The organism is Peribacillus sp. SIMBA_075 (genome assembly GCF_046534585.1).
Genome location: NZ_JAWRYN010000018.1, coordinates 61,483 through 83,438, shown reverse-complemented (window position 1 = coordinate 83,438; position 21,956 = coordinate 61,483). Strand labels below are relative to the sequence as shown.

The window sequence follows — 21,956 nt, the reverse complement described above, 5'->3', positions numbered from 1 at the left end:
AGGAGTCTCGCACTTCCGCTCCAATCAACCTTAAATAGTTTCGTTTTAAAAACAACAATCTTTACGAAAAGAGCCTTATTTTAAAAAGTAGAAAAAGGCTGGCCCTTGATTCTGGTGAAGATGAAGGGATTGTACCTTTAAGTTATGGCACAATTACAAAAACCATAATTTGATGTTTTTAAATTCTAGATATTCCTGTAAGCAAGGAGATACACATGAAAACTATTGAGGTTAAGAAAACAAAAGAGCTCGGAGTGGGTTCACTTTCTTTCGCCCTATGTTTAATCGGAATATTATTTACCTTTCGATTTGGAAATAATTTTTGTATTGGAGATAGTATTCTAAATAATATCGGACTGAGCGCATGGTCAAATGGAGAAACAGGCATTCATTATACAAAGATCTATTCAGCTATATTTTTCATCCCTTCTTTTATTATTGGTCATATTCAGCCCGATAATAGAGGAGCAAGAGCAGGGGGGATTATATCAGGGTTCCTATCAGTTCTTATCATACTATTACTCATAACAACTATTATCTCTTTTTTGTAAAATCAGCTTATTGAGGACTGTTTATTCCACATAGGAATAAGGTCAAATTAAAGGGTATGAGCCCAGTTGAACACCGAACCCATACCCTATACCCGCGGAACTTTTTGTGTACACTTCAATTGGCTTTTCATTTCATTGGTCACTCAACGTATCCATTTACAAAAAATCCAATCGTTTCGAGCTCCTCTTCAGTTAAATCCCGTTTTAACCCTTTAGCCAATTCCTGCTCCATTAATGCTCGATTTCCCCGATGGTCGACCACGGTTCTCGCACATTCCTTCATTAGCTTAAGCTCCGCCTCCATTTCCAATCTCGTGCAGGGTAGATCATGATGGGAGAGTATATATGTATCGGCATCATAGGCTTCAATTTTCTTAACGAGCAGCGAGGCCTTTTCAGCCGTATAATTCCATTTTTCGGCATAAAGATTGGCATAAAAGCAGTCTCCCAGAAATAATGTTTTTTCCTCTAGAACATATATGATGCAGGAGTCGTTGGCATGATCGCCGCCAACATGTTCGATTACACATGTTACATTGCCGAGATCGATTGTCACCTTTTTTTCAAAGATAATATCGGGCAGGGGCAGGGGAATCTTTCTATTTGTCCCATGTTCCAATTTAATTGCATCTGCGCAAAAGGAAATCTCCGTCCCTTCTTCGACCCGTTGATCAAGGGCCTGATCTTCCCATGAAAGTAGCTGCATATCTTTAATATTGTTGTATGTTTTTTCATGACAAATGACCGGAATCCCGATATTCTCCAGTCCGAATACATGGTCCCAGTGGGAATGGGTAAGTACAAGGAAATTCCCGTTTAGATCATTCCGTAGCAATTCGTCCTTAAAGAGCTGTGCATGCTGGACGGAGTTACCGGCATCGATGATGAGCGTTTTCTTGGTTCCGGAAACGGCAGCAAGTACCGGCCGATCCGTTTCCTGGACTGGAGGCAGGTAGACGATATGTTTCGATAGATGCTGTAAGGTTTGCATGTTTCTGTTCTCCTTCGGATAATGGATGATATCTCCAAGATTGTTTAGCTTTCCTCAATTATAGCAAATTGCACATTTGTTAATTAGTCAATGATCCATTTAAACGGATTTCCTCCGTAAAAAGACAACAATCGCTGAGATTGCTGTCTTTTTGTCATCATTCAAATGAACCTCTTCCAATATACCGTTATTTTCGAAAGGGCATTTAAAAAGGTGGCTTTAAAGAAAGATTTTTCCTTTTTCTGATCTTCAGGTGGTTCTATATATCTTTTATTTTCCGCGACGAGTGTACTACCCGAGATTTTTGACTCGATGGCCCCTATCAATTGCGTTGCAAAATTTTCACTATCAATTATCACCATCGATTCTGTATTTAAAAAGGCAGATCGCGAATCCAGATTGAAGGAACCGACTGCACTTAATCGCTGATCATATACAGCCGATTTACCATGCAATGAATGAAGCTTTGAATATTCATATAGCTTTGCCCCTGTCTTGACGATACTATCCCTAAGTGCTAAGTAACCGGAAAAAGCGATCACATTCGGGGTTGATGTCACCGAGTTGGTAAGTATGGTCCAATCAGCTTTTGAATTCATATTCTTTGGTACATATTCCTTCATGGGACCCGTAGGAACAATATAGGGACTCTGGATAAATACCGACTTATTGGCGTTCGCAGCAATATCCACTAGAGATCTCCACACAAATGGGTGTTTATTGAAACGTTCGATTGGATTATAAATGAAGGACACTTTTTTTGTAGGTGTTGTAGACTTGCTCCAATCGATGGACGGATTAACGAAACCGGCATTTTTTTGCATAGCTTTGCTGTATTGATTTAGTAATGTATCTCTGACGCTTTTTCCTTGTGCCTTTTGCCTTTTCGAAAGGTCCGCAAAGACTTTGCTCGTATACGGATGAGTCCATAATTCATGTATATAAGCCTTCATTTCAACGATTACACTATCTTTCTCCTGTTCAGCATTGAAAATGAGTACATCCCGGTCATAGACATAATTCTTGGGCGCGTTTGCGTTTTTTGCTAAATACTTATCGGCGATATTCCTGCCTCCGATGATGCCTAACTTTCCATCTGTAGTGATCATCTTGTCATGGAGGCGGTTATGCCAGGTCCAGGGCTTAAATGGCTTAAAGGTTTCGTAGTACCTTAATTCAATGTTTTCATCCGATGCCAGGGCATAACGGACACCGCTTAATTGACCTCTAAGTCCATGAGAAATTCCATCCAGAAGGATTCTAACCTTGACACCGCGGTCAGCAGCTTCGAACAAGGCTCCAAGAATAAGTTCACATGATTTTCCTTTTCCAAAAGCGTAGTAGGCAATATCTATTGAGTGCTGTGCTTCCTGGATCATTCGCATGCGGGCGAGTCCCGATTCATAACCATCTTCGAGAAGCAGGACACGATCCACGGTGGAATCCTTCTCTCCCAAATATGCACTTATATGTTTAATCGGCCTATCTTCTTCTTTTTCCTTGAGGAAGTAGAAAAGGACCACTGCCGTCACCACTACATACAGGAAATATAATAGAAGAACGAGCAGAAATCCTTTAATCATCGTTTGTGCAGTCATGGCACTCTCCCCCTTTACCCGATATTTTATTACTATTCGTAATAAGTACGGACTCTATTCAACATCTTCAAACTTAAATAAATCCTCCGAAGAATAAACCCTCTGGCTTGTTAGCCGGAGGGCTTATTTCATTTCCTAGAGTGACCATTTTACCTGTCTTAGGACTGAAAGGATGATCCAGGGTGGAACTTGGAGCAATTATTTTTCTTTTAAATGTGACAAAGTGGTGAACATGTTAGCAGCTGCATACTATTATATAGAAGGAGGGATTTTATGCTTAAACAACCTGGTGGAATAAGCATCTTCAATTACTGTTTTGCCTTAGGTGTGTCAGAGGTATTCTTTTTATCCAGCTTTTATCTTTCCATTCTTGAAGTTTCATTATTTGCTATTGCCTTACCATTTTCCGCTTTATTTCTAATATTCTCCCTGTACCTGTTCCTCCGAACGCACAAATCCGTAAAGAATTTACCCAATCATGAAGAACGAAGAAGGGAAATTCATGCGTTCTATCATCAGTCTTTCGGGATTTTCACGATCATTTTTTCCGTCCTACTTTTTACTGCTTTAGCCTATATTCCCTTACTGGAAAACGGAGGGCATTTCTATCTTCTTTATTGTGTACCGATGGCATTACTTTGTTTAATTCCTTCGATTATATCTTATAAAGGAATGAAATTATTCAAACTGGAAACTGACAGGAATTTAACGAAAATCTAAACTGATTTTACATGGCCCCAAAGTGGATTTGCTTGGAATCCATAAGCTTTAGGGGTTTTTTTATGATTCCATCGCTAGAAAATGTAGTGTCAGCTTATTTTATATGTATAAATCATCACCTTGATAGAACATCCATCATTGAATCTTCGTTATGCTCTTTCCATGTTTTTTAGTTGAATGTATAGGTAAAATGAGGATATAATAAAGATAACTAACATATATAAAAAAAAGACACTGGTTAAACCAGCGTCTTAATGAACAGCAAACTGCATAAAGAGCAGCGGCTTTCTGTGGTAAGTCAGTAGCTACTCAATCATGAAAGTAACCCTTTTCCTACATACATCTGGCCGGATGGTATGGAGGGGGTTACTTTTTTAATGTAACCGCGATTACTGCGACGATTAAAGAGGCGAATGAAATCATTAGCATCAGTCCGTCCATAATAGAAATCACCAGCGACACCCCCTTTCTGAAAAGGAGTGACCGCTGCCCACTATACCAAATTGCTGTTCATTTCTTATTATATCTGTATTTACTTGTTATTTATAGCAAAATATAGATGCATAAAAATTCTCCCACTTTAAGTGAGAGAATTTTTTGCATGAATATCCCTTTATTCTTCCACTACACGGCCATCTTTATAAATGTGGAACCACCCAATCGTTCCTGAGCCGCCTTGATCCATCCAATCTTTATTTGCTGCTTTATATGTGTAATATGATTTTCTTTTGCCATCTTTCAGCAACCTGCCATCACCGCTGAAAACGATATTGTTACCCAGCTTTTTTTTACCTAACGCGATCGCGTCTTTCTCTGTAAACTGTTTTCTTTCTACTTTATTTTCGTCTAAAGCTGCCCATGTCAACGGGCCAACGATACCATCCGAGGCCAAATTATGATCCACCTGAAACTCTCTTACGACATTTTGTGTTTGGGTACCAAAAATCCCATCAACGCCTACAATATATTTAACATCTTTAAGGCTTTGCTGTAGATCCCTTACATAACTAGAACGGGAGCCTTTCCGGAGGGTCGGGCGCGTTTCCGCTTTCGTTTCGATTTTCTCGGTTTGATTGTCTTTTGATGCTGCGTGGGTAATTGAGGTTCCCATTCCTAGAGGGGCCATCATCAATGCAACGGCTGGAAAAATGACCAATAATTTTTTCTTCAACGTCATATAACCTCCATTCAAATATACACTCCTGCGGAATCTGACTTTCTTTCCTTTGGAGCCCATTCATTATAACGTAAGAGGTCATTCAATTGACGTTTTATTACTTTAATTATAAAAAATGGTAAATAATATCCACGGTGTGCATTTCAAAAAGTCAGCATATGATGGAAACCCCGATTCTTGAATAAAACCAAAATAATCCCCTAAAGGGGATTATTTCAGACTGTAGACAAACTCGATGAAAATCGAGTTTGTCTATTTTTTATGAGTTGTACAATTTGGACGTTGATTTGAACGTAAGGCACTCGCTTTCCGCGGGCGGTCGGCCCTCGGCTTTCGCCTTTGGTGTCTCCCCTAGACGCGCTTTTCTAAGCAGGAGTCTCGAACACCCGCTCCAATCAACTTTGTCTTGCCTTTTAGATGGAACACTTTTGCCTACAATCTTTTTTGTTTTAAAATAGGAGTATTAAAACTTGAGGTGATGACGATGCTTTCGAAACATCATTCTATTCAGCGAGATCAACTTGAAATGATTACTTTTTACCTAGTCATGATTGTACTTGCTTACTTCCCTTTTTTTCATTGATGGCTTTTTGATCGATTTTTGTATAGATGCGTTCCACTTCAATTTTGTCATGCAGCAGAAGTTCCCGGTTTTCTTTTAGCAGTTCATCATAAGATTTCTTTCTCCTAGACATTTTTTAATCCACCTCTCAAGTGATTGAATTCCTTTTGCAGGACAACAACCGGAAGCTCGTATAGTTGTTTATTATATTTTTTAAAAATCCCGAATTTTAGAAGTTCTTGTATAAGTTCCTCTTTTTTTGTTTCTCCCTTTGTACTTAATTGGGTAATCATCAAGGACCCTCCTTAACAAAAATGCTGACTTTTGGTATTTGGGGTTGCCTAGCATCCCACTTGAAGAGTCTCCTCTTCTTCCTATTGCTTTCCCATATAAGGGCATGCTCTGCAAAGTCTTCACATTTCCTTAATTGTTCGTATGTAGGGCTTTCCTGGTGCATTTTCAATACTCGATCAAATACACCAAATCCACATTGCTATTACCTAATTCACTATAGTTGAAAACGATTCTCATTGTCAATTATATACCTCTGCTAATTATATGAGGGATGAACATCAGGAACAGATATTTCCATAAAAAAGGTAATCCCTTCCCCTTCCCTATAGCTGTAATGCGGCTGGAACTTTATCATTCAGCTTCAAAAAAAAGCCCGTTTTCACTCATTAAGAGTAAACAGGCTTTTTGTAAGTCTACTATCCCAAACATGTACTAGCTTGAACTGCTTTTCCAGGTTCTTTATGAATATCTTAAATCTTTGTATTAATAAAATTTCACAATATCTTCAAATGCCAGGAACGTCTTTTCTCCTGGCTGTTCATTGGGCTCACCAAATGGCATTTGAGCTATCAATGACCATTCCCCTGGAATATCCCAAGTTTTCTTCACTTCTTCATCAATGATTGGATTATAGTGTTGTATTGATGACCCAATGCCTTCCGCTGATAAAGTCATCCATATTGCATACTGCAACATAGCACTTCCTTGATGGGACCAATATGGAAACTGTTCTTTATATGATGGTGCTTTTTCTTGCATTTGCTTTATCGTTTCTTGATTTTCAAAGAATAGGATTGTGCCCACTCCATCACGAAATCCTTGTAATCGTTCGACTGTTGCCGCAAAGCTCTCTTCTGGAACGCGCGAACGAAGTGTTTCTTTTACGATATCCCAAAACTTTTCATGTTCGTCATTCATCACTACCACCACTCGTCCACTTTGCATATTAAATGAAGTTGGTGCATGTAAAGCGGTTTTTAAAACTTCATTAATTCTTTCTTTCGTAATATTTTCATTCTTTTTCACCTTACGGATCGAACGGCGATTGATGATTGCTTCTTTTAAATTTGTTGTAGTTGCTGACATTTTGATTCCTCCAAATTATGTTTAATTTAATAGGATAGATTGATATTTATTTAATAGCTCAGAACGTTATTAGCAATTCCCCTTGCTATCGCAATGCAAGCCATCAAATTCATTCCGTTTATTTTTTGCTGCTTCCTTCTCTATGACTTGCGCTAACCTTTCTTTGCTAGCGAGTCCTTGGATCACTTCATCACCAATGATAAATGTTGGAACAGCCCTAATATCCGCTTCTTCATAGGCATGTTTTAGTGCTTCTTGATGCACTTCACGATACTTCCGTGACACTAACGCTTCTCTAAAAGCATCCTCGGGAAGATCAACTTCACCTGCTAATTTTGTCAATACTTCAATATCTTCAATATTTTGTTCCTCTTGAAAAAATGCTGTAAAAACTCTGTCATGGAACTCATTACCTTTTCCGTGCTCCTTTGCAAACTGGCACCCTTCGAACGCCAAATGTGTATATGGGTGCGGAGAAACACGGGGTAGACGCATATCAATCCCTAGTTTTTTCGCAACAGGAAGAATATAAGAATCCCATGAACTCAACTTATCAGGTTCTTTCCATGGATCAATTTTCGAATATGGACTAGGACGCAGTTCAAATGGCATCCACTCCACTTCTACATCTTTTTCCTTCACGATTTCGTCTAAAGGACCTTTGCCCAAAAAACAAAATGGACATATAAAATCAGAATACGCTTTAATTTTCACTGTCATATTATTCCCTCACCTTTTATCATTAGCTCCCATTTGTAACCAAGTCAGTTACAATAAAGAGTAAAAAAATATGCTTTCTCTAAATATAGAATGCATTGGATTTAGCAGTACGTAATTGATTGCTGCTTGCGATTGTACTGTTATGTGTTTCACCTTGCTGTAATCATTTTAGTTACAGGTGGTATATAAGTCAAGCATTATTTTAAAAAAGCTTTAAATCGAAATGCAAGAAAAAAGTTTGCAGAGGAAGTGAATCTTTCTCTGCAAACTTTTTTATTAAGCACCCTTACATCTCAATGTGTTCTTTAACGGGTTCTCTCTTTTTCTTTCTCTGTTTTTTCGACTTTTTAAAGTAAAGCAATTCGTATATACATGGAATGACGATGAGTGTGAGCAGTGTTGATACAGCTAACCCGCCAATGACAACGATTGCTAAGCTTTGTGAAACAAGACTTCCCGTTTCCGCCTTTTTATATAAAAGAGGCAGCATGGCGCAAATGGTTGCTACAGCCGTCATAATGATCGGACGGAATCTCGTAGCTGTCGCTTCAACGATCGCATCTCGGATAATCATTTTTTCTTCGTTTTGCTTGACTCGATCGAGAAGCACAATAGCGTTTGTCACCACAATTCCAATTAACATGAGCGCACCCAACAGTGCTGTAATATCCACTGGAATACGACTGATTACCAATCCTAACACTGCTCCGATCGCAGCGAACGGCAATGAAAATAAAATGGCGATCGGTGCTTTAATTGATTTAAAGGTTAAAACCATGATCAGAAAGACGATGCCTATCGAAATTAACATCGTAAGGAACAAATCGGTAAAATCATCTGCTTGCTGGGCACTGGCTCCCCCAATATAAATATCTACATCCTTCGGAATCTTAAGCCCCTTGGTCTCCTTGTCTCCAAATATCACAAGATTTATTTTGCTAGCAATATCAGAAAGTTTGGCAGGATCGACCGTTGCCGTTAATTGAAGATACGTTTCTCCGTCTTTATGGAACTGGGTTGTTGCACTCTCCTCGCTCTTTAAAGAAGCAACTTTCGATACCGGGACTAAACCGCCATCTGTCATTATAGGTATATTCTTTAAATCCTTTGGTTTTTTAGGATCTAAGATTGGTTCAAGGACTACAGGTGTCTGCTTATCCGCAAGCGTGATATTGCCGATTGGGGTTTTATTAAGCATGATACCAAGTTGTTGACCTATTTGTTCTGTGTTGCCTTTAGCCGGATCTACCTTGAATGAATAAATGGTTTTCTTTTCGTCCTGGTTCGTTGTAACATCTTCAATCCCTTTAATACCTTGAATTTTCCCTTTGATCTTATTAGCTGTCAGCTCCAAATCTTCCGCACTGCTGCCAATTACATCTATCGTAATGTTCGTCTTTGAAGCACCCATCATAAATGAAGAGGCGGTGGTCGTAAGCTTCGCACCAGGATAGTTTTCTTTTTGCTTTTCGATTTCCTCCAAGATGGTATCTATGTTTGCTTTATCCTTCACTAAAAGACCGAATGTAGCTTCTGTAGGTGATGTGACTGCGCCGTATTGAGCACTTTCGGCAGAGTTTCCTAATTGCATGAACACATTATCCACATCACTCATATCCTGCATTTTCTCTTCGAGTTCTATCGCCTTTTCTTTTACTTTATCAAAGGGCTGATCATTTGGATAAGTCAACGTCACTGAGACATAGTCAGCTGAAGAATTGTCAATCGCCCCTTTTGGCATGGCAAAATATGTACCAATGGAACCGACAAACAACAGCAACGCAACAATCAGGACAACCCATTTATGGTTTAATGACCAAGTAACCAGCTTGGTAAAACGCTTAGCTGGTCGATGTTTTGGCAGCTTCGCTCTTTTCAGCAATCCCGCACTCATTAAAGGAACAACCGTTAATGCGACAATTAAAGAAGCCAGCAATGAATAAGTGACCGTTAAAGCGAAAGGAAGCAGAAACTCTTGAAGCCCTCCGTTCAATAAAGCTACAGGCAAGAAAACAGCTACAGTAGTAAGGGTTGAGGCTGTTATCGCCACTCCTACCTCTTTTATTGCCTCCATCACCAATTGGATGGAAATCTTCTCCTGCTGCATTTTCCGGAAAATATTTTCAATAACAACAATACTATCGTCCACTAAGCGCCCAATGGCTACAGCGACACCGCCTAGCGTTAAAATATTCAGCGTCACTCCCGACAATGACAGCAAGAATAACGTAAAGCCAAGAGATAGCGGTATGGACACGATTGTAATAAATGTAGACCGTATATTTCGTAAAAAGACCATGATCACAATGGTGGCGAATAGCGCACCAAGCAGCACTTCTTTTACCATCGTCTGAACAGAAGTCTCCACCATATCAGCTGTCGATAAATAGATGGCCGATTTCTGGTCACTATACTTTTCATTGATTTCTTTTGCTGTTTTTTCAACCTCTTTACTGATTGTGACAGCATTTGATTGGCTGTCCTTGATAATGCTAATATCAATGCTTTCTTTTCCATTGAAACGACTGATGAGATTACCATCTTTCGCTTCATCAACTTTCGCTATCTCTCCAAGTGTGACATTCGGAGTGACCTTTAACCCTTTTAATTTTTCAATACTTGTTAAATCCCCAATAACCTTAATGTTACTAGCCTTCCCATCGATCACTTTTTCGCCTACGGCTAGAGCTGTATTCTGACCGTTAAGGACACTCATGACATCTTGGATCGAAACTTTCTTTTTAGCCAATTGTTCATTATCCACTTTGACTGAAAGAACAGATTGGGAAATTCCAAATGTCTGTACATCCGAAACTCCTTTAATATCTTTATACAGAGGCTCTAATTCCTTCTTCGCAAAGTCTATATTTTCAGCTGTTAATCCGTCCTTAAAAGTAACAGCAATAAATGAAATGGGAATCATTGATGTATTTAGCTGTGTAACAGTCGGTTTTGCCATGCTTTGTGGCAATGCTACATTGTCTAAAGCCTCTTTAACATCAAGTTTTGCTTGTTTCATATCCGATCCGGATTCAAAGAATAGATCTACTTTTGAAAACCCATCTCCCGTTGTGGAGTATATTGAGCTCTTTCCCTTAACTCCAGTGACTGCTCTTTCAATCGGATCTGTAACTTGTGTTTCCATCGTTTTCGAATCGGTGCCCTGCCCCATCGTGATAATCGTAACTTGTGGATTGTCAGCAGATGGTAAAAATTCCATCGGCAGTTTGAAATAACTAACAACACCTATCAACAAAATAAATATGGTTACCAATGATACGGCAGCCTTGTTCTTAAACGACCACTTAGTAAAAAATTCCACGCACACATCTCCCCTGATTGTAAATTAAAGAAAATAATCCCATTTTTAATGTTACCATATATTACTAATTAAAGTGCATGAAAATTATAACTTTTTACCCAGAACTTACGAGGCATGGCAGGGCCTTCGCTCCACATAAAAAAGGGCTGCCGCAGCAACCTCATTTATCAAAACTTTATTACTTGTAAACTTTTAAAAAAAGCATAATGATCGCCAATATGATAAGACAGATAAATAATAAAGGTCCGATGCCTGAACTATACACGAAGTATACAGTGATATTGCGGAAAGCCATCACAACAAGGAATAGGAGTAACAGGATCCCTAAAATAATGATCAGAGCGGTATTTTTATTCCGATACAACGTAACCAGCCCCATTTTTAAAGCTTTATTTGTACGAAAGCATGCCCCACAACATCATTCCGTTAAGAAACAATATGCCGCCAACATTTTGTACTATTCAGTATTTCGTTAAATACCTTTTTAGTAGCGAGAAAATAAAAAGGGGTTGTACAATTTGAACGTTGATTAGAACGTAGGGGACTCGCTTTCCGCGGGCGGTCCGCCCTTGGCTTGCGCCTGCGGGGTCCCCCTAGACACGCTTTCCCCGCAGGAGTCTCGAACACCCGCTCCAATCACTTTGTTTTAACATTTAGATGGAGCCCCTTTTGCTAGAAGGATTAAAACTTGAGGACATAAGGATGCTTTTTAAACATGATTCTATTAAGCGAGATCAACTTGAAATGATTACTTTAGATCAACTGATCCAGCGAACCATTTGGTTCGTAAAATAGAGGCCGCCATTGTGTTGGGGACAATTGTAACACTGGAAATACGCATGATAGTCACATCTTAGAGCCACTTGTTGGACAAGTAATTGAAAAAGTTGGGAAACCAGAAGCTGCTGCTGCAGATGCAGCTTATAAAACACCGGCGATTACAAGCTATCTATTTGGTCATAAAATAACACCAGCTTTACCGTATACACGTCCTCGAACAAAGGAAGGATTCTTCTGCAAACATGACTATGTTTACGATGAACATTTTGATTGTTACCCTTGCCCAACGGACGAGATTTTAAAGTACTCAACAACGAATAAAGAGGGCTATCTCGAGTACAAATCACCAAAACACATTTGTGTGGCCTGTCCATTTTTATCAAAGTGTACCGAAAGTAAAGACCTTGCCATATCCCCTTGGCCATCTTCTTTATATTCATGGCAGGGAATTTCAAAAGGGGTTCGGAATGTTTTAATTCCGAACCCCTTTTGTCTACAAACTGAAAGGGTTGCCGCAGCAACCCTTTTTCCCGAAACTGTAAAAATGAACCTACAACTCTTGAAGTTCATTGACCGTTAAAAACGTATACCCTTCGTTCGTTAACTCTTGTATTATCCCTTCAATCGCTTGAAGTTCTTTACCCGTATCATCATACATCGGATGCATCAGGATGATCGAACCTGGTTTTATATTTTCCTTCACATACTTCACTTTATCAGAAGCTGAAGTGTAATAGCTATCTGGTTCCAGATTCCAGGTAATGGTTTCTCTATCATTTTTATTTAAGTAATATGGCAAGCCAACGATCTTTTTCCCATTTGGTGGCCGAACGTCAATTTCACCCTTATATCCGGAGTTTTGAATTAATTTATCCGTTTTCTCGATTTCCGCTTTGATATAGGAGGGCGATTTAAAAACCATTCGCCTGTGGGAATACGTGTGATTCCCAATCTGGTGTCCGGCTTCCGCTATTTTCCCAGCTTCCTCTGGGTACTTTTCGATTTCGTTACCAATCAGGAAGAATGTAGCTTTTACATCGTATTTATCCAATAACGGCAGGATCTGATTTACATTCTTCGATGGACCATCATCAAAAGTCAAAGCGACCACTTTTTGATCCGTCTCTACCTTATCGGTTAATCCTCCGAATACCTGATATGTTCTCGAATTCATCAATTTATACGTACCCAGCAATAGGAGGCAAACAACCAGGATTCCCACCCCAATGAATCTCAGTTTCTTTTTCATGACTATGACCTATCTTTCTAAAAGCTTTTAAATTCATGACTTATTATAGCAAATCACTGAACGAAAAAACTTATTGCTCTCTTCCGAACGAACCGTCCACATTCACTTTACATGGATCAATTCAAAACGCTCACACACCAGCAGCATATCTTCTTTAAAGGTTTGGCCTATTTTGTCCAATGCTTCTTTCAACCATTTTTCATGTGCATCCCACCAGTATGTATATGTTCGATCTCCTTCCCCTTCTGCAATCGCAAACTCTGCACTCACTTCATTCATCGGCAATACTTCGACCTTCACTGTTTGGATGATGGCTAAGGGCACATCTTCGCTACTTAAAATAATGCTGTAATCACCCACGGATGGTAATGGTTCATTTTCCTCTTCATAAAAAACATAACCAGAGCAAGTAGCCGTTTTTATCCCATCCATCACTAATTGAGCCAAATGATCGGGATCAGCCCCGAATTGCCACGCACTGACTGACTGAGGTTTTTCTTCACCTTTCCCTTGCCAAAATTCATTCCAATATAATTCCGCTTTAACATTCATTCTATGATCTCTCCATTCTATTTTGTCCCATTTAAAGGCTGAACCGCTGCTTTTAAGAGAAATGCAGAAATGATCAGGTCACGCATAATTCGCCTCTTCATGTTCTCAACTAAGTCCCCATTCTAAATCGCCTAATATCGGATTTACCAGTTTCATAATGTCATATGATACTTCAAAACCCTTGGAGTAACTGGATCAAAACAAAAATCCCCCTAAAAAACATGTTACATTACTTAGCTGTTATTACTAATGTTGTAACAACTTTTGATAAAAGAGTGACAAAAGGTAACTTGTGTAAATGACAAGCGATTTGTGATACTCGGTTAGATCCATTCATGATGCAGCCTTAAGGTCAATCAGGAATGGGAGATGACTAGGAAATTAAATCGATTAATAAAGGAGAAAAAAACATGAAAACGAAAACACGTAATTTGGGGCTTGCCTGTCTATTATTATCTGCCACCACTTTTACTGCTTGCACCGCAATTAACAATGTCCCAACCGAATCAGTAGAATCTCAAAAACCAGCAAAAAAGATAAGTACGAACGGCCCCCAAGATGCTAAAGAAGTAGAATCGTTCATGAATTCGGTGCTTGTCGATAAGATGGGGAAATACAATGTGAATGGCTCCAATTTTGTAGTTGTCAAAGATGGGAAGGTCCTGTTAAACAAAGGCTATGGTTATGCTGATAAGGATAAGAAAATACCAGTGGATAAGGATACCGTCTTTCAAATCGCTTCCGTTTCAAAGACTTTTACAGGCTTGGCAGCGATGCAGCTTGCTGATAAAGGCGCGATTGATCTGAACCATGATATTCATGAATATTTAGATGGCTTGAAAGTACCCAATAAAACAGGAACTCCACTGACCATGTTTAATTTGCTTACCTATACAAGTGGTGTAGATCTGCCTGATATTACTACGTATACCTCACCTGACTATATAAACCAGGAAATTCCGATGAAAGAGTTTCTTAAAGAGCATATGCCGACTGTAGTTCGAACACCTGGAGAATCATATACCTATGATAATTTTGCCTTTTTATTGGCTGGCTATGCGATAGAAAACGTAAGCGGCCTTAGATTCGATCAATATATGGAAAAGAATATATTCAAGCCATTGGAAATGAGCTCGACAAGTACCCGTTTCACCCCTGAACTGCTCGATAGGATGGCTGTACACTATGATGATAAAGGCACGCCACATCCAACTTCCGGTCATGCACCGACAGATGGGCCACAGGGCAGCATTCTTTCTACGGGAGATGATATGGCTAAGTATTTAACCATGTTTCAGCAGCAAGGTAAATTTAAAGGGAAGGAAATTATCAGTGAAAAATCGTTAGAGCAAATGCAATCCTATCAGGTGTTTGCAGATAAGACTCTGCCCATGACAACTGTCGGAGGATTCGAAGGATTCTTCAACGATTTAATGAATGGTCACCATGTAATTCTAAAAGGCGGAAGCATGCCTGGACATCAATCGTTAATTGCATTATTGCCGAAGAGCAATACCGCCTTTTACATGTCGTATAACAATGATTCCATGATGAGTATAGAAGTATTTGAAGAGTTTATGGATCACTATTTCCCAGAAAAAAAGAAGCCAAAGAAATCCACTTACACGCCTTTAAGCAGTAAAGAAGCCGCTAAATATGTTGGATTATACCAGAACACCCGCTTCCATTTCTTAAAATACAGGTTCACCTATAAGAACGGTAGCTTGTTGCTGGAGGCAGGGCCCTCAGGCAAGCACACCTTGAAGATGGTTCATCCCCTGTTGTTTGAAGATGAAGCTGGAAATAAATTAGCGTTCAAGAAAGATCATCAGAATCGGATTAAATACTTCTATTACACAAGTTCAACAGGTCTGGATTTTATTGCCGATGCACAAAAAATGCCTACAAAGAAGCCTTTCTCAGATGTACCGCATGACAGTTTGTATAAGACACACATCGACAATCTGTATGCATTCGACATATTCAAGACTCAACCAGACAACCGCTTCCATCCGGAAGGTATCATGACACAGGGAGAGTTTGCAGATTTACTACTTCGTGCACATGGTTGGTTTGGTTTTCCCGATGATATTGAGAAGAATAAAGCGAAAATAATTTCCGGCATTCCTAATTATAACCGCAATACTGTCATTACAAGACAAACAGCAGCAGTCATGATTCAAAATCTAAAGCAAATCCAACCCGCTCCAAAGGTCAAAATAACTGGAAAAACCGATAAATGGGCGATTGAAGCTACTCAAGCGCTTGTATCACAAGGAATTATTGATCCCGATATTAAACCCAAGGCAGATGGTTCTATAGATTTCCGTTCAAAGCAGCCTTTACTTCGTCAAGAAGCTAGTGCATTGCTTGATAAGGCATTTGGTTACTATACACTGCCCTTCAAAATCAAGTAACCAAATGGCCCCACAGAAATACTGCCAGCACCTAGTCATAAATGGATTCTCAATCAAATAATCTGCCAAAAGCCATGAATATCAAATAGGTAAGCATGGCTTTTGATTTACCTTAACAATAACAAGAAAAACATGTAGCTCTCACAACCGTCAATTCAGCTGTCATTCGCTTTTTTCGCTTCTGTATTCATTTGTTCCCAATCACTTAAATACATACGTTTCATGATTTTTTTAGGATTTTCCAGTTTACTAATAAATTCTAAACTGTTGCCGTCTGGATCATTAAAGTGAATTTTAGCGTGCGCATATTCCCCATGAGGCATGACGAAAGGTTCAATTGGTGCAAATCCAAAAGCCTCTCTTGGCGAATAGCCTCTATCTTCAAGCCATACGACTGAGCTCTTTAAATCTTCCAATGATACTTCAAAAGCTATATGCCTGATGGAAGGATGATACTCAACCTCCACTTTTTCCGTTTCCCAAAGCCCCAACCAACTTTTATCCTTTTCAATCCATAGAAAAGCCAGGTTGTCTTCAACCTTATGATCCAACTGCAAACCAAGCCCTTCATAGAATTCAATGGAACGATTCAAATCACGAACCGGTAAATGTGCTTCATATAAACCTCTTATCATTCAATACACCCCTTTTTTCGTCAGATCGAAACCATCCTGATTCAATCCCTTTATCCTATTGTTCTACGGGGCAAATTCAATTTCACCCGTTACTAACAAAGTGATGACGATAACCCAAAATATAAAGAAAGACGAAGAAAAAACCAAAGAAATAATAGGAATCACTCTTTTCTCCGTTTTCTTCAAAATACCTATGATAGAAAGGACGATACCGGTAATCGTAAGGAAAAATGTTATATAATCATCAGCCAGGCCCCCGATATTTGCAACTCTAATAGGTGTAACAAAAACTATAAAAAAGCAAATAATTCCAATGACGAATGAAATAAAACTAATTACACCGTACCTCTTCTGAATAAATGCATCGTTTTCCATCAATCCACCCTTTCATGATCGTAATTTAAATAGTTTTTCTCCATAAAAATTATCTCACAAATAATTTTAACATATAATACCAATCGGTAGTTGTGCACAAAAAAGGTTGCCGCAGCAACCTTCCCGGTGACAGGATAAAAAACGTTGAATTAAAGCTTCATTTTCATACCCTCATGAGTAGCTTTGAATCCTAAACGTTCATAAAAGCGCAGCGTTTCTTCCCGCTTTTTATCTGTCGTCAGCTGAATGATATGGCACCCCCGCTCCTTTGCACGCTCAATCGCATATAGAATCAACTTGCTTCCTATTCCTTTCCCCCGCTCTGAAGATGCAGTCCGAACCCCTTCTATCGTAGCTCTCCAACCTCCTTGATGGGTAATATAAGGAGTGAACGTGATTTGCTGCACCCCAACGATATCCTCACCAAGACATGCTACGATCAATTCATTATTCCCATCTGCATCAATGGATGCAAATGCTTTTAGATAGCTTTCAGGAAGGGGATTTTCATAGCGTTCCCTTTCCCTCCCCAATACATCATCCGCCAGCATCCGTACTATTTCACTTAAGTCTTTTCCTGTCGCATTCCTGAATGTGACCATAATATCCCTCCTGTTCAGTATCGCCCTTTTTTTCGTCATGATTGAAACCAATCTTTCATTAATAACTTCAACTAAAAGTTAGGCGGTCCTCTTTTCTGGAGGAAAAATAATGCAACTGTAAAAATTGGACCAACAAAAAAAGGCCCCCTTTAAAAGGAAGTCCTTCTTAGTAAATCATTATTAGGTAATTGGCGCAGGATTGAAAAGTACCAAATCATTATGCAGGCCCCAATGCTCTGCCCAGGTTTTCTTTTTACCGCTGGCCACTTCCAAAATGAGGTGAAATATTTCCCACCCGACATCCTCTATGGTTGCCTCACCTGTAGCGATGGTTCCAGCATTTATATCAATGAGATCTTTCCATTGCTCGGTCAATGTATTTCGTGTAGATACTTTGATGACGGAAGCCATTGCCAGATTATAAGGTGTGCCCCTTCCAGTTGTAAAAACTTGAAGGTGCATGCCGGAAGCGAGCTGCAGCGTTCCGCAAACAAAGTCACTAGCTGGTGTAGCTGCAAAAATCAGCCCTTTTTCTGTTGCTTTTTCACCCGGAGCCAGTACGCCTGAAATGGGGCTGCCTCCGGATTTGGCAATGGAGCCTAATGATTTTTCCACTACATTGGCCAATCCGCCTTTTTTGTTTCCTGGTGACGGATTGGCACTTCGATCGGCATCACCTAAAGCAAGGTAGTTATCATACCAGTCCATTTCCTTTATTAACGCTCTCCCCACTTCTTCATTCACTGCACGGGGCGTCAATAGATGAATCGCATCCCGCACTTCTGTGACTTCAGAGAATAAAACGGTTGCCCCTGCCCTAACTAACAGATCTGTAGCATAACCTACTGCAGGGTTAGCGGTCACACCAGAAAATGCATCACTTCCTCCACACTGCGTTCCGATGACCAATTCGGAAACCGGAAACGTCTCCCGCTGCCTGCGGTTCAACTTGATTAAACGTTCCTCGGCCATTTCCATAATGGATTGGACCATTCCCGCAAATCCCTGCTGATCCTGAAGTGAAATGATATCTGAATCGTCCCCGCTTGGATTTATTCTCATTGGAGACAGTTTTTCACACCCCAATCCAACTACCAAAGCTTCGCCGCCGAAATTCGGGTGTTTCGCAAGGTTCTGTATCGTGCGAATGGGAATAATTGCTTCCGGTGCATTGATTGCGACGCCACACCCATAGTTGTGATTGATGGCGACAACATCATCAACATTGGGATACTTCGGGAGAAGCTCTTTTTTTATCCGGTTCACGACGAAATCCAGCACGCCCACTACACATTGAACGCTTGTTGTTATCCCTAATATATTCTTGGTTCCAATACTGCCATCTTCATTGCGGAATCCTTGGAATGTATATCCTTCAAGCGGGGGTAAAGTTTCGGGTATATCATTTGCTACCGGCAATTCCTTTAAATCCGGAGAAGCCGGAAGCATCACCAGTGTCTCGTCAATCCAGCAGCCCTTACTGATTGATTCAGCCGCATAACCGATAACTTCCCCATAGCGGATGATGGCTTCATTCTCGACTATATCCATTAAAGCCACTTTGTGACCTTGTGGCACTCTTTCTTTCAATTCAAGCCCACAAGGGAAAACGGTTCCTTGATCCAAGCCCCCCGTATTAACCACGATGGCGACATTGTCCATCCTATTTACCTTAATATAAAGCGGTACCTCCGTCAGCTGCGTTTTTGTATCCACTTTACCACTCCTTCATTCTAAAAAAGCTAACAACATCACTAAAAATTCACGAGATGGTTCTTCAGCTAAAATATCTGTTTCAGACACTTATTTTACAAACACCGTTTTAATGGATGTAAAAAACTCTTTTGCTGCTTCTCCTTGTTCCCTGGAGTGGGAGCTGGAGTTTTTCATGCCGCCAAATGGTGCCTGCAATTCAACGCCTGCGCTCTCTGCGTTGACCCTGATCAATCCGGCTTCCATATCGTTAACAAATGAAAGCAAATGTTGGATATTGGCAGTAAAAATCGAAGCACTCAGGCCGTATTCGACGCTGTTCGCAAGTTGCAGGGCTTCTTCGACTGATTCAGCTTTCAATAAAGCAATCACCGGACCAAAAATTTCTTCCTGTACGATTGCCATATCTGACGTGCAGTTATCAAAGATCGTAGGCTCTACATAAAAGCCATTAGCCTGAGTGCCTTCTTCAGCACGCTTTCCGCCAGTTAGAAGTGTAGCGCCTTCCTCGACTCCTTTTTCGATATAGGAAAGAACCGTTTTTAATTGATTTTCGCTAGCGCATGGTCCCATCCATGTCCCGCTGTCCAATCCATCCCCGATGGAAATGCCTTTCGTTTCTTTCACCAGCAACTGCTTGAACTCTTCATAAACTTCAGCTGCAACGATGACACGGCTTGTCGCGGTACATTTTTGCCCCGTCGAACGAAACGCGCCTGTAATGACTGCTTCTACAGCCAGGTTAAGATCCGCATCCGCTGCAACGATTACCGGGTTTTTCCCGCCCATTTCAAGCTGGTATTTCGCTCCTCGTGCTAACGCCGCTTGTCCAATCCTTTTTCCAACGCCGTTTGAGCCGGTAAAGGTAATTCCGTTTACATCTTCGTGATCGGCGATGCCCTGCCCGATGACACTGCCCGGCCCTGTGACCATATTGATAACACCCTCAGGTAAACCAGCTTCTTCAAAACACTCCATGATCTTCGCACAGGTGATGGCCGTCTCTGTGGCTGGCTTCACCACAATCGTATTCCCATAAACGAGAGCAGGAGCCATCTTCCAGATCGGGATGGCGATTGGGAAATTCCAAGGTGTAATGACGCCCACTACACCAAGCGGGACGCGCGTCGTGAACATAAGCGCTGAACTGTCGGTGGATGGAATGACATCCCCCACTTTACGCATTCCTTCTCCTGCATAGTATTTCAGGATCGCAATACCGCGTGCCGTTTCCCCTTTTGTTTCTGCAAAGGTCTTACCCATTTCACGTGTTGCACATTCTGCGATTTCATCAATCCGCTTTTCAAGAATATGGGCTACTTTATATAGATACTCCCCGCGCTCTGATCCTGCTAGTTTGCGCCATTTGTCTTTCGCCTTTTTCGCCGCTTCTACTGCACGATTCAAGTCAGCCTCGTTAGATTTTTGTACATATCCGACAATGGCCTGTTTATCGGCTGGGTTTAAACTTTTTTCAACTTCTTTTGAAATGGAAGCAACCCATTCACCGTTAATATAGTTAAGATACGTTTTTGTTTGAACTGTAGTTATCATATATAATCCCGCCCTTATTAGATTGATTGAATTGGTGTTTCTTTTGGAAAACGATCTAAAGCATTCTCTAATATCGTTTGCATTGCTGCATAATGTTCTTTTTCCACCGGAAGAATCGGTAATCTGACTGTTTGGCCAACCGGCATTCCCATAATCTCCATACCTGCTTTAATGAGAGAAACGGCATACCCTTTTCGCTGACGGCGAATATTGTTGATTGGCATGATGACCTGTTGGTAAATTTCTTTGACCGTTTTTTGATCTCCGCTCAGAATGCCATTGTAGAATTTCCGTGAGATGTGCGGGATGTAATTGGATATCGCCGATGAGTAAGAGTCAAAGCCAAGTGGAACGTAGGCCGACATGGTAACTTCCGCAAGCGGCATTCCGTTCAGCCAGCCAAAACGGTTTCCGAAGGTTTGTGTAAGGAGTCCATTCAACTCCATATTGCCTAGACCGTCTTTGACACCGACCACCTGCGGGACCTCCGCAAGTGCTTCCAAAGTTGGTATTGAAAGTGAAACATTATCACGCTGATATACTATGGAATTTAAGTCTGTACTCTCTGCGATAGCTTTGAAATAAGCCGCCAGACCTGCCTGTTCTCCAGTAACAAGATATGGAGGTAATATTAAATATCCGTCTGCCCCTCTATCCGCTGATATTCTTGCAAGTTCCAGGGAAGTTTGAATATTTCCTCCTACACCTGTGTATACAGGGACTTTTCCACCCGTTACGGATACGGCCACCTCTACCATCACTTCATATTCCTCTTTACTTAACGATGGATACTCTGCTGCCGCACATGCCACGAAAATAGCCTCGAGTCCCTCATCTATTAGAAATTGGATATTTTGTGCGAGTGCTTGTTCATCAAGCTTATTACTTGTTGTGAATGGTGCCACGGGAAATCCGAGAATCCCTTTAGGTGCCTTGCGAATTTTATTCATTATCTATTCCTCCTTGCTTATTATTGTTTTATTGTAAGACAAATACACCGTCTAGTCAATCGTATATTTTTTATTTTCTGAAAAGTCAATCATCACCTCATCCCTCAA

The 21,956-nt window shown here is 40.4% G+C and carries 19 protein-coding genes and 1 pseudogene; 4 read left to right on the top strand and 16 right to left on the bottom strand.

Translation table 11 applies throughout. The annotated features are described in order from the left end of the window. The first annotated feature begins 215 nt into the window (after positions 1-215). Positions 216-551: a hypothetical protein gene (locus SB775_RS14875; RefSeq protein WP_410862037.1), complete on the top strand. Its 336-nt coding sequence runs from the start codon at positions 216-218 to the stop codon at positions 549-551. Between the two features lie 139 nt (positions 552-690). On the opposite strand, the gene SB775_RS14870 is transcribed toward SB775_RS14875, so the two are convergent. After that, on the bottom strand, positions 691-1,542 hold the full coding sequence (locus SB775_RS14870; protein WP_410862036.1) for an MBL fold metallo-hydrolase: 852 nt from the start codon (positions 1,540-1,542) through the stop codon (positions 691-693). A 161-nt stretch (positions 1,543-1,703) separates the two neighbouring features. Further along, positions 1,704-3,140, bottom strand: coding sequence for a phospholipase D-like domain-containing protein (locus SB775_RS14865; RefSeq protein WP_410862035.1), 1,437 nt, complete (start codon positions 3,138-3,140; stop codon positions 1,704-1,706). Positions 3,141-3,413: 273 nt separating this feature from the next. Here SB775_RS14865 and SB775_RS14860 point away from each other — a divergent pair, with 273 nt between their 5' ends. Continuing rightward, positions 3,414-3,860: a hypothetical protein gene (locus tag SB775_RS14860; RefSeq protein WP_410862034.1), complete on the top strand. Its 447-nt coding sequence runs from the start codon at positions 3,414-3,416 to the stop codon at positions 3,858-3,860. 613 nt (positions 3,861-4,473) lie between these two features. Here the strand turns inward: SB775_RS14860 and SB775_RS14855 are convergent. The 6 genes from SB775_RS14855 to SB775_RS14830 all read right to left on the bottom strand — a co-directional run bounded on the left by SB775_RS14855 (position 4,474) and on the right by SB775_RS14830 (position 11,021). After that, the gene (locus SB775_RS14855) at positions 4,474-5,037 is read right to left on the bottom strand and encodes a peptidoglycan-binding domain-containing protein (RefSeq protein WP_410862042.1); all 564 of its coding nucleotides are present in this window, start codon (positions 5,035-5,037) and stop codon (positions 4,474-4,476) included. 545 nt (positions 5,038-5,582) lie between these two features. Then, positions 5,583-5,732 (bottom strand): FbpB family small basic protein, encoded by a 150-nt coding sequence (locus SB775_RS14850; RefSeq protein ID WP_377384702.1) that lies wholly within the window; start codon positions 5,730-5,732, stop codon positions 5,583-5,585. Further along, complete coding sequence (locus SB775_RS14845) at positions 5,725-5,892, bottom strand: Fur-regulated basic protein FbpA (RefSeq protein ID WP_410862033.1); 168 nt, start codon at positions 5,890-5,892, stop codon at positions 5,725-5,727. Before SB775_RS14845 ends, SB775_RS14850 begins: the two co-directional genes overlap by 8 nt. 484 nt (positions 5,893-6,376) lie before the next feature. Further along, entirely contained in the window at positions 6,377-6,979 is a 603-nt protein-coding gene (locus SB775_RS14840) for a nitroreductase family protein (RefSeq protein WP_317778060.1), read from the bottom strand. Between the two features lie 69 nt (positions 6,980-7,048). Then, positions 7,049-7,699: a DsbA family oxidoreductase gene (locus SB775_RS14835; protein ID WP_410862032.1), complete on the bottom strand. Its 651-nt coding sequence runs from the start codon at positions 7,697-7,699 to the stop codon at positions 7,049-7,051. 286 nt (positions 7,700-7,985) lie between these two features. Next, complete coding sequence (locus SB775_RS14830; RefSeq protein WP_410862031.1) at positions 7,986-11,021, bottom strand: efflux RND transporter permease subunit; 3,036 nt, start codon at positions 11,019-11,021, stop codon at positions 7,986-7,988. A 794-nt stretch (positions 11,022-11,815) separates the two neighbouring features. Here SB775_RS14830 and SB775_RS14825 point away from each other — a divergent pair. Further along, a pseudogene (locus tag SB775_RS14825) lies at positions 11,816-12,201 on the top strand (transposase); the annotation flags it as partial. A gap of 150 nt (positions 12,202-12,351) precedes the next feature. On the opposite strand, the gene SB775_RS14820 reads toward SB775_RS14825, so the two are convergent. Together SB775_RS14820 and SB775_RS14815 are read right to left on the bottom strand one after the other, a co-directional pair. After that, positions 12,352-13,050: a polysaccharide deacetylase family protein gene (locus SB775_RS14820; protein WP_410862030.1), complete on the bottom strand. Its 699-nt coding sequence runs from the start codon at positions 13,048-13,050 to the stop codon at positions 12,352-12,354. Between the two features lie 102 nt (positions 13,051-13,152). After that, positions 13,153-13,602, bottom strand: a complete 450-nt coding sequence (locus SB775_RS14815) for an ASCH domain-containing protein (RefSeq protein ID WP_284469865.1) — start codon at positions 13,600-13,602, stop codon at positions 13,153-13,155. A 410-nt stretch (positions 13,603-14,012) separates the two neighbouring features. Here SB775_RS14815 and SB775_RS14810 point away from each other — a divergent pair, with 410 nt between their 5' ends. Next, positions 14,013-16,019 (top strand): serine hydrolase domain-containing protein, encoded by a 2,007-nt coding sequence (locus SB775_RS14810; RefSeq protein WP_410862029.1) that lies wholly within the window; start codon positions 14,013-14,015, stop codon positions 16,017-16,019. A gap of 155 nt (positions 16,020-16,174) precedes the next feature. On the opposite strand, the gene SB775_RS14805 is transcribed toward SB775_RS14810, so the two are convergent. The 6 genes from SB775_RS14805 to kdgD all read right to left on the bottom strand — a co-directional run bounded on the left by SB775_RS14805 (position 16,175) and on the right by kdgD (position 21,848). After that, complete coding sequence (locus tag SB775_RS14805) at positions 16,175-16,654, bottom strand: VOC family protein (protein ID WP_410862028.1); 480 nt, start codon at positions 16,652-16,654, stop codon at positions 16,175-16,177. A gap of 63 nt (positions 16,655-16,717) precedes the next feature. Next, positions 16,718-17,029, bottom strand: coding sequence for a hypothetical protein (locus SB775_RS14800; RefSeq protein WP_410862027.1), 312 nt, complete (start codon positions 17,027-17,029; stop codon positions 16,718-16,720). Positions 17,030-17,178: 149 nt separating this feature from the next. Further along, positions 17,179-17,631, bottom strand: coding sequence for a GNAT family N-acetyltransferase (locus SB775_RS14795; protein ID WP_410862026.1), 453 nt, complete (start codon positions 17,629-17,631; stop codon positions 17,179-17,181). 180 nt (positions 17,632-17,811) lie between these two features. Continuing rightward, positions 17,812-19,347: a galactarate dehydratase gene (gene garD, locus SB775_RS14790; RefSeq protein WP_410862025.1), complete on the bottom strand. Its 1,536-nt coding sequence runs from the start codon at positions 19,345-19,347 to the stop codon at positions 17,812-17,814. Positions 19,348-19,434: 87 nt separating this feature from the next. Continuing rightward, a complete protein-coding gene (gene gucD / locus SB775_RS14785; RefSeq protein WP_284469861.1) occupies positions 19,435-20,898 on the bottom strand; it encodes an alpha-ketoglutaric semialdehyde dehydrogenase GucD in 1,464 nt (487 codons plus the stop codon). Positions 20,899-20,915: 17 nt separating this feature from the next. Next, positions 20,916-21,848, bottom strand: coding sequence for a 5-dehydro-4-deoxyglucarate dehydratase (kdgD, locus tag SB775_RS14780; RefSeq protein ID WP_410862024.1), 933 nt, complete (start codon positions 21,846-21,848; stop codon positions 20,916-20,918). Positions 21,849-21,956 lie beyond the last annotated feature (108 nt).

What these genes read in the sequence shown, in the direction of transcription:
- gucD (WP_284469861.1), bottom strand. Translation starts at nt 20,898, where the DNA reads ATGATAACTACAGTTCAAACAAAAACGTATCTTAACTATATTAACGGT.
- SB775_RS14835 (WP_410862032.1), bottom strand. Translation starts at nt 7,699, where the DNA reads ATGACAGTGAAAATTAAAGCGTATTCTGATTTTATATGTCCATTTTGT.
- SB775_RS14860 (WP_410862034.1), top strand. Translation starts at nt 3,414, where the DNA reads ATGCTTAAACAACCTGGTGGAATAAGCATCTTCAATTACTGTTTTGCC.
- SB775_RS14840 (WP_317778060.1), bottom strand. Translation starts at nt 6,979, where the DNA reads ATGTCAGCAACTACAACAAATTTAAAAGAAGCAATCATCAATCGCCGT.
- SB775_RS14820 (WP_410862030.1), bottom strand. Translation starts at nt 13,050, where the DNA reads ATGAAAAAGAAACTGAGATTCATTGGGGTGGGAATCCTGGTTGTTTGC.
- SB775_RS14800 (WP_410862027.1), bottom strand. Translation starts at nt 17,029, where the DNA reads ATGGAAAACGATGCATTTATTCAGAAGAGGTACGGTGTAATTAGTTTT.
- SB775_RS14855 (WP_410862042.1), bottom strand. Translation starts at nt 5,037, where the DNA reads ATGACGTTGAAGAAAAAATTATTGGTCATTTTTCCAGCCGTTGCATTG.
- SB775_RS14875 (WP_410862037.1), top strand. Translation starts at nt 216, where the DNA reads ATGAAAACTATTGAGGTTAAGAAAACAAAAGAGCTCGGAGTGGGTTCA.
- SB775_RS14845 (WP_410862033.1), bottom strand. Translation starts at nt 5,892, where the DNA reads ATGATTACCCAATTAAGTACAAAGGGAGAAACAAAAAAAGAGGAACTT.
- kdgD (WP_410862024.1), bottom strand. Translation starts at nt 21,848, where the DNA reads ATGAATAAAATTCGCAAGGCACCTAAAGGGATTCTCGGATTTCCCGTG.
- SB775_RS14865 (WP_410862035.1), bottom strand. Translation starts at nt 3,140, where the DNA reads ATGACTGCACAAACGATGATTAAAGGATTTCTGCTCGTTCTTCTATTA.
- SB775_RS14850 (WP_377384702.1), bottom strand. Translation starts at nt 5,732, where the DNA reads ATGTCTAGGAGAAAGAAATCTTATGATGAACTGCTAAAAGAAAACCGG.
- SB775_RS14795 (WP_410862026.1), bottom strand. Translation starts at nt 17,631, where the DNA reads ATGGTCACATTCAGGAATGCGACAGGAAAAGACTTAAGTGAAATAGTA.
- SB775_RS14870 (WP_410862036.1), bottom strand. Translation starts at nt 1,542, where the DNA reads ATGCAAACCTTACAGCATCTATCGAAACATATCGTCTACCTGCCTCCA.
- SB775_RS14815 (WP_284469865.1), bottom strand. Translation starts at nt 13,602, where the DNA reads ATGAATGTTAAAGCGGAATTATATTGGAATGAATTTTGGCAAGGGAAA.
- SB775_RS14810 (WP_410862029.1), top strand. Translation starts at nt 14,013, where the DNA reads ATGAAAACGAAAACACGTAATTTGGGGCTTGCCTGTCTATTATTATCT.
- SB775_RS14805 (WP_410862028.1), bottom strand. Translation starts at nt 16,654, where the DNA reads ATGATAAGAGGTTTATATGAAGCACATTTACCGGTTCGTGATTTGAAT.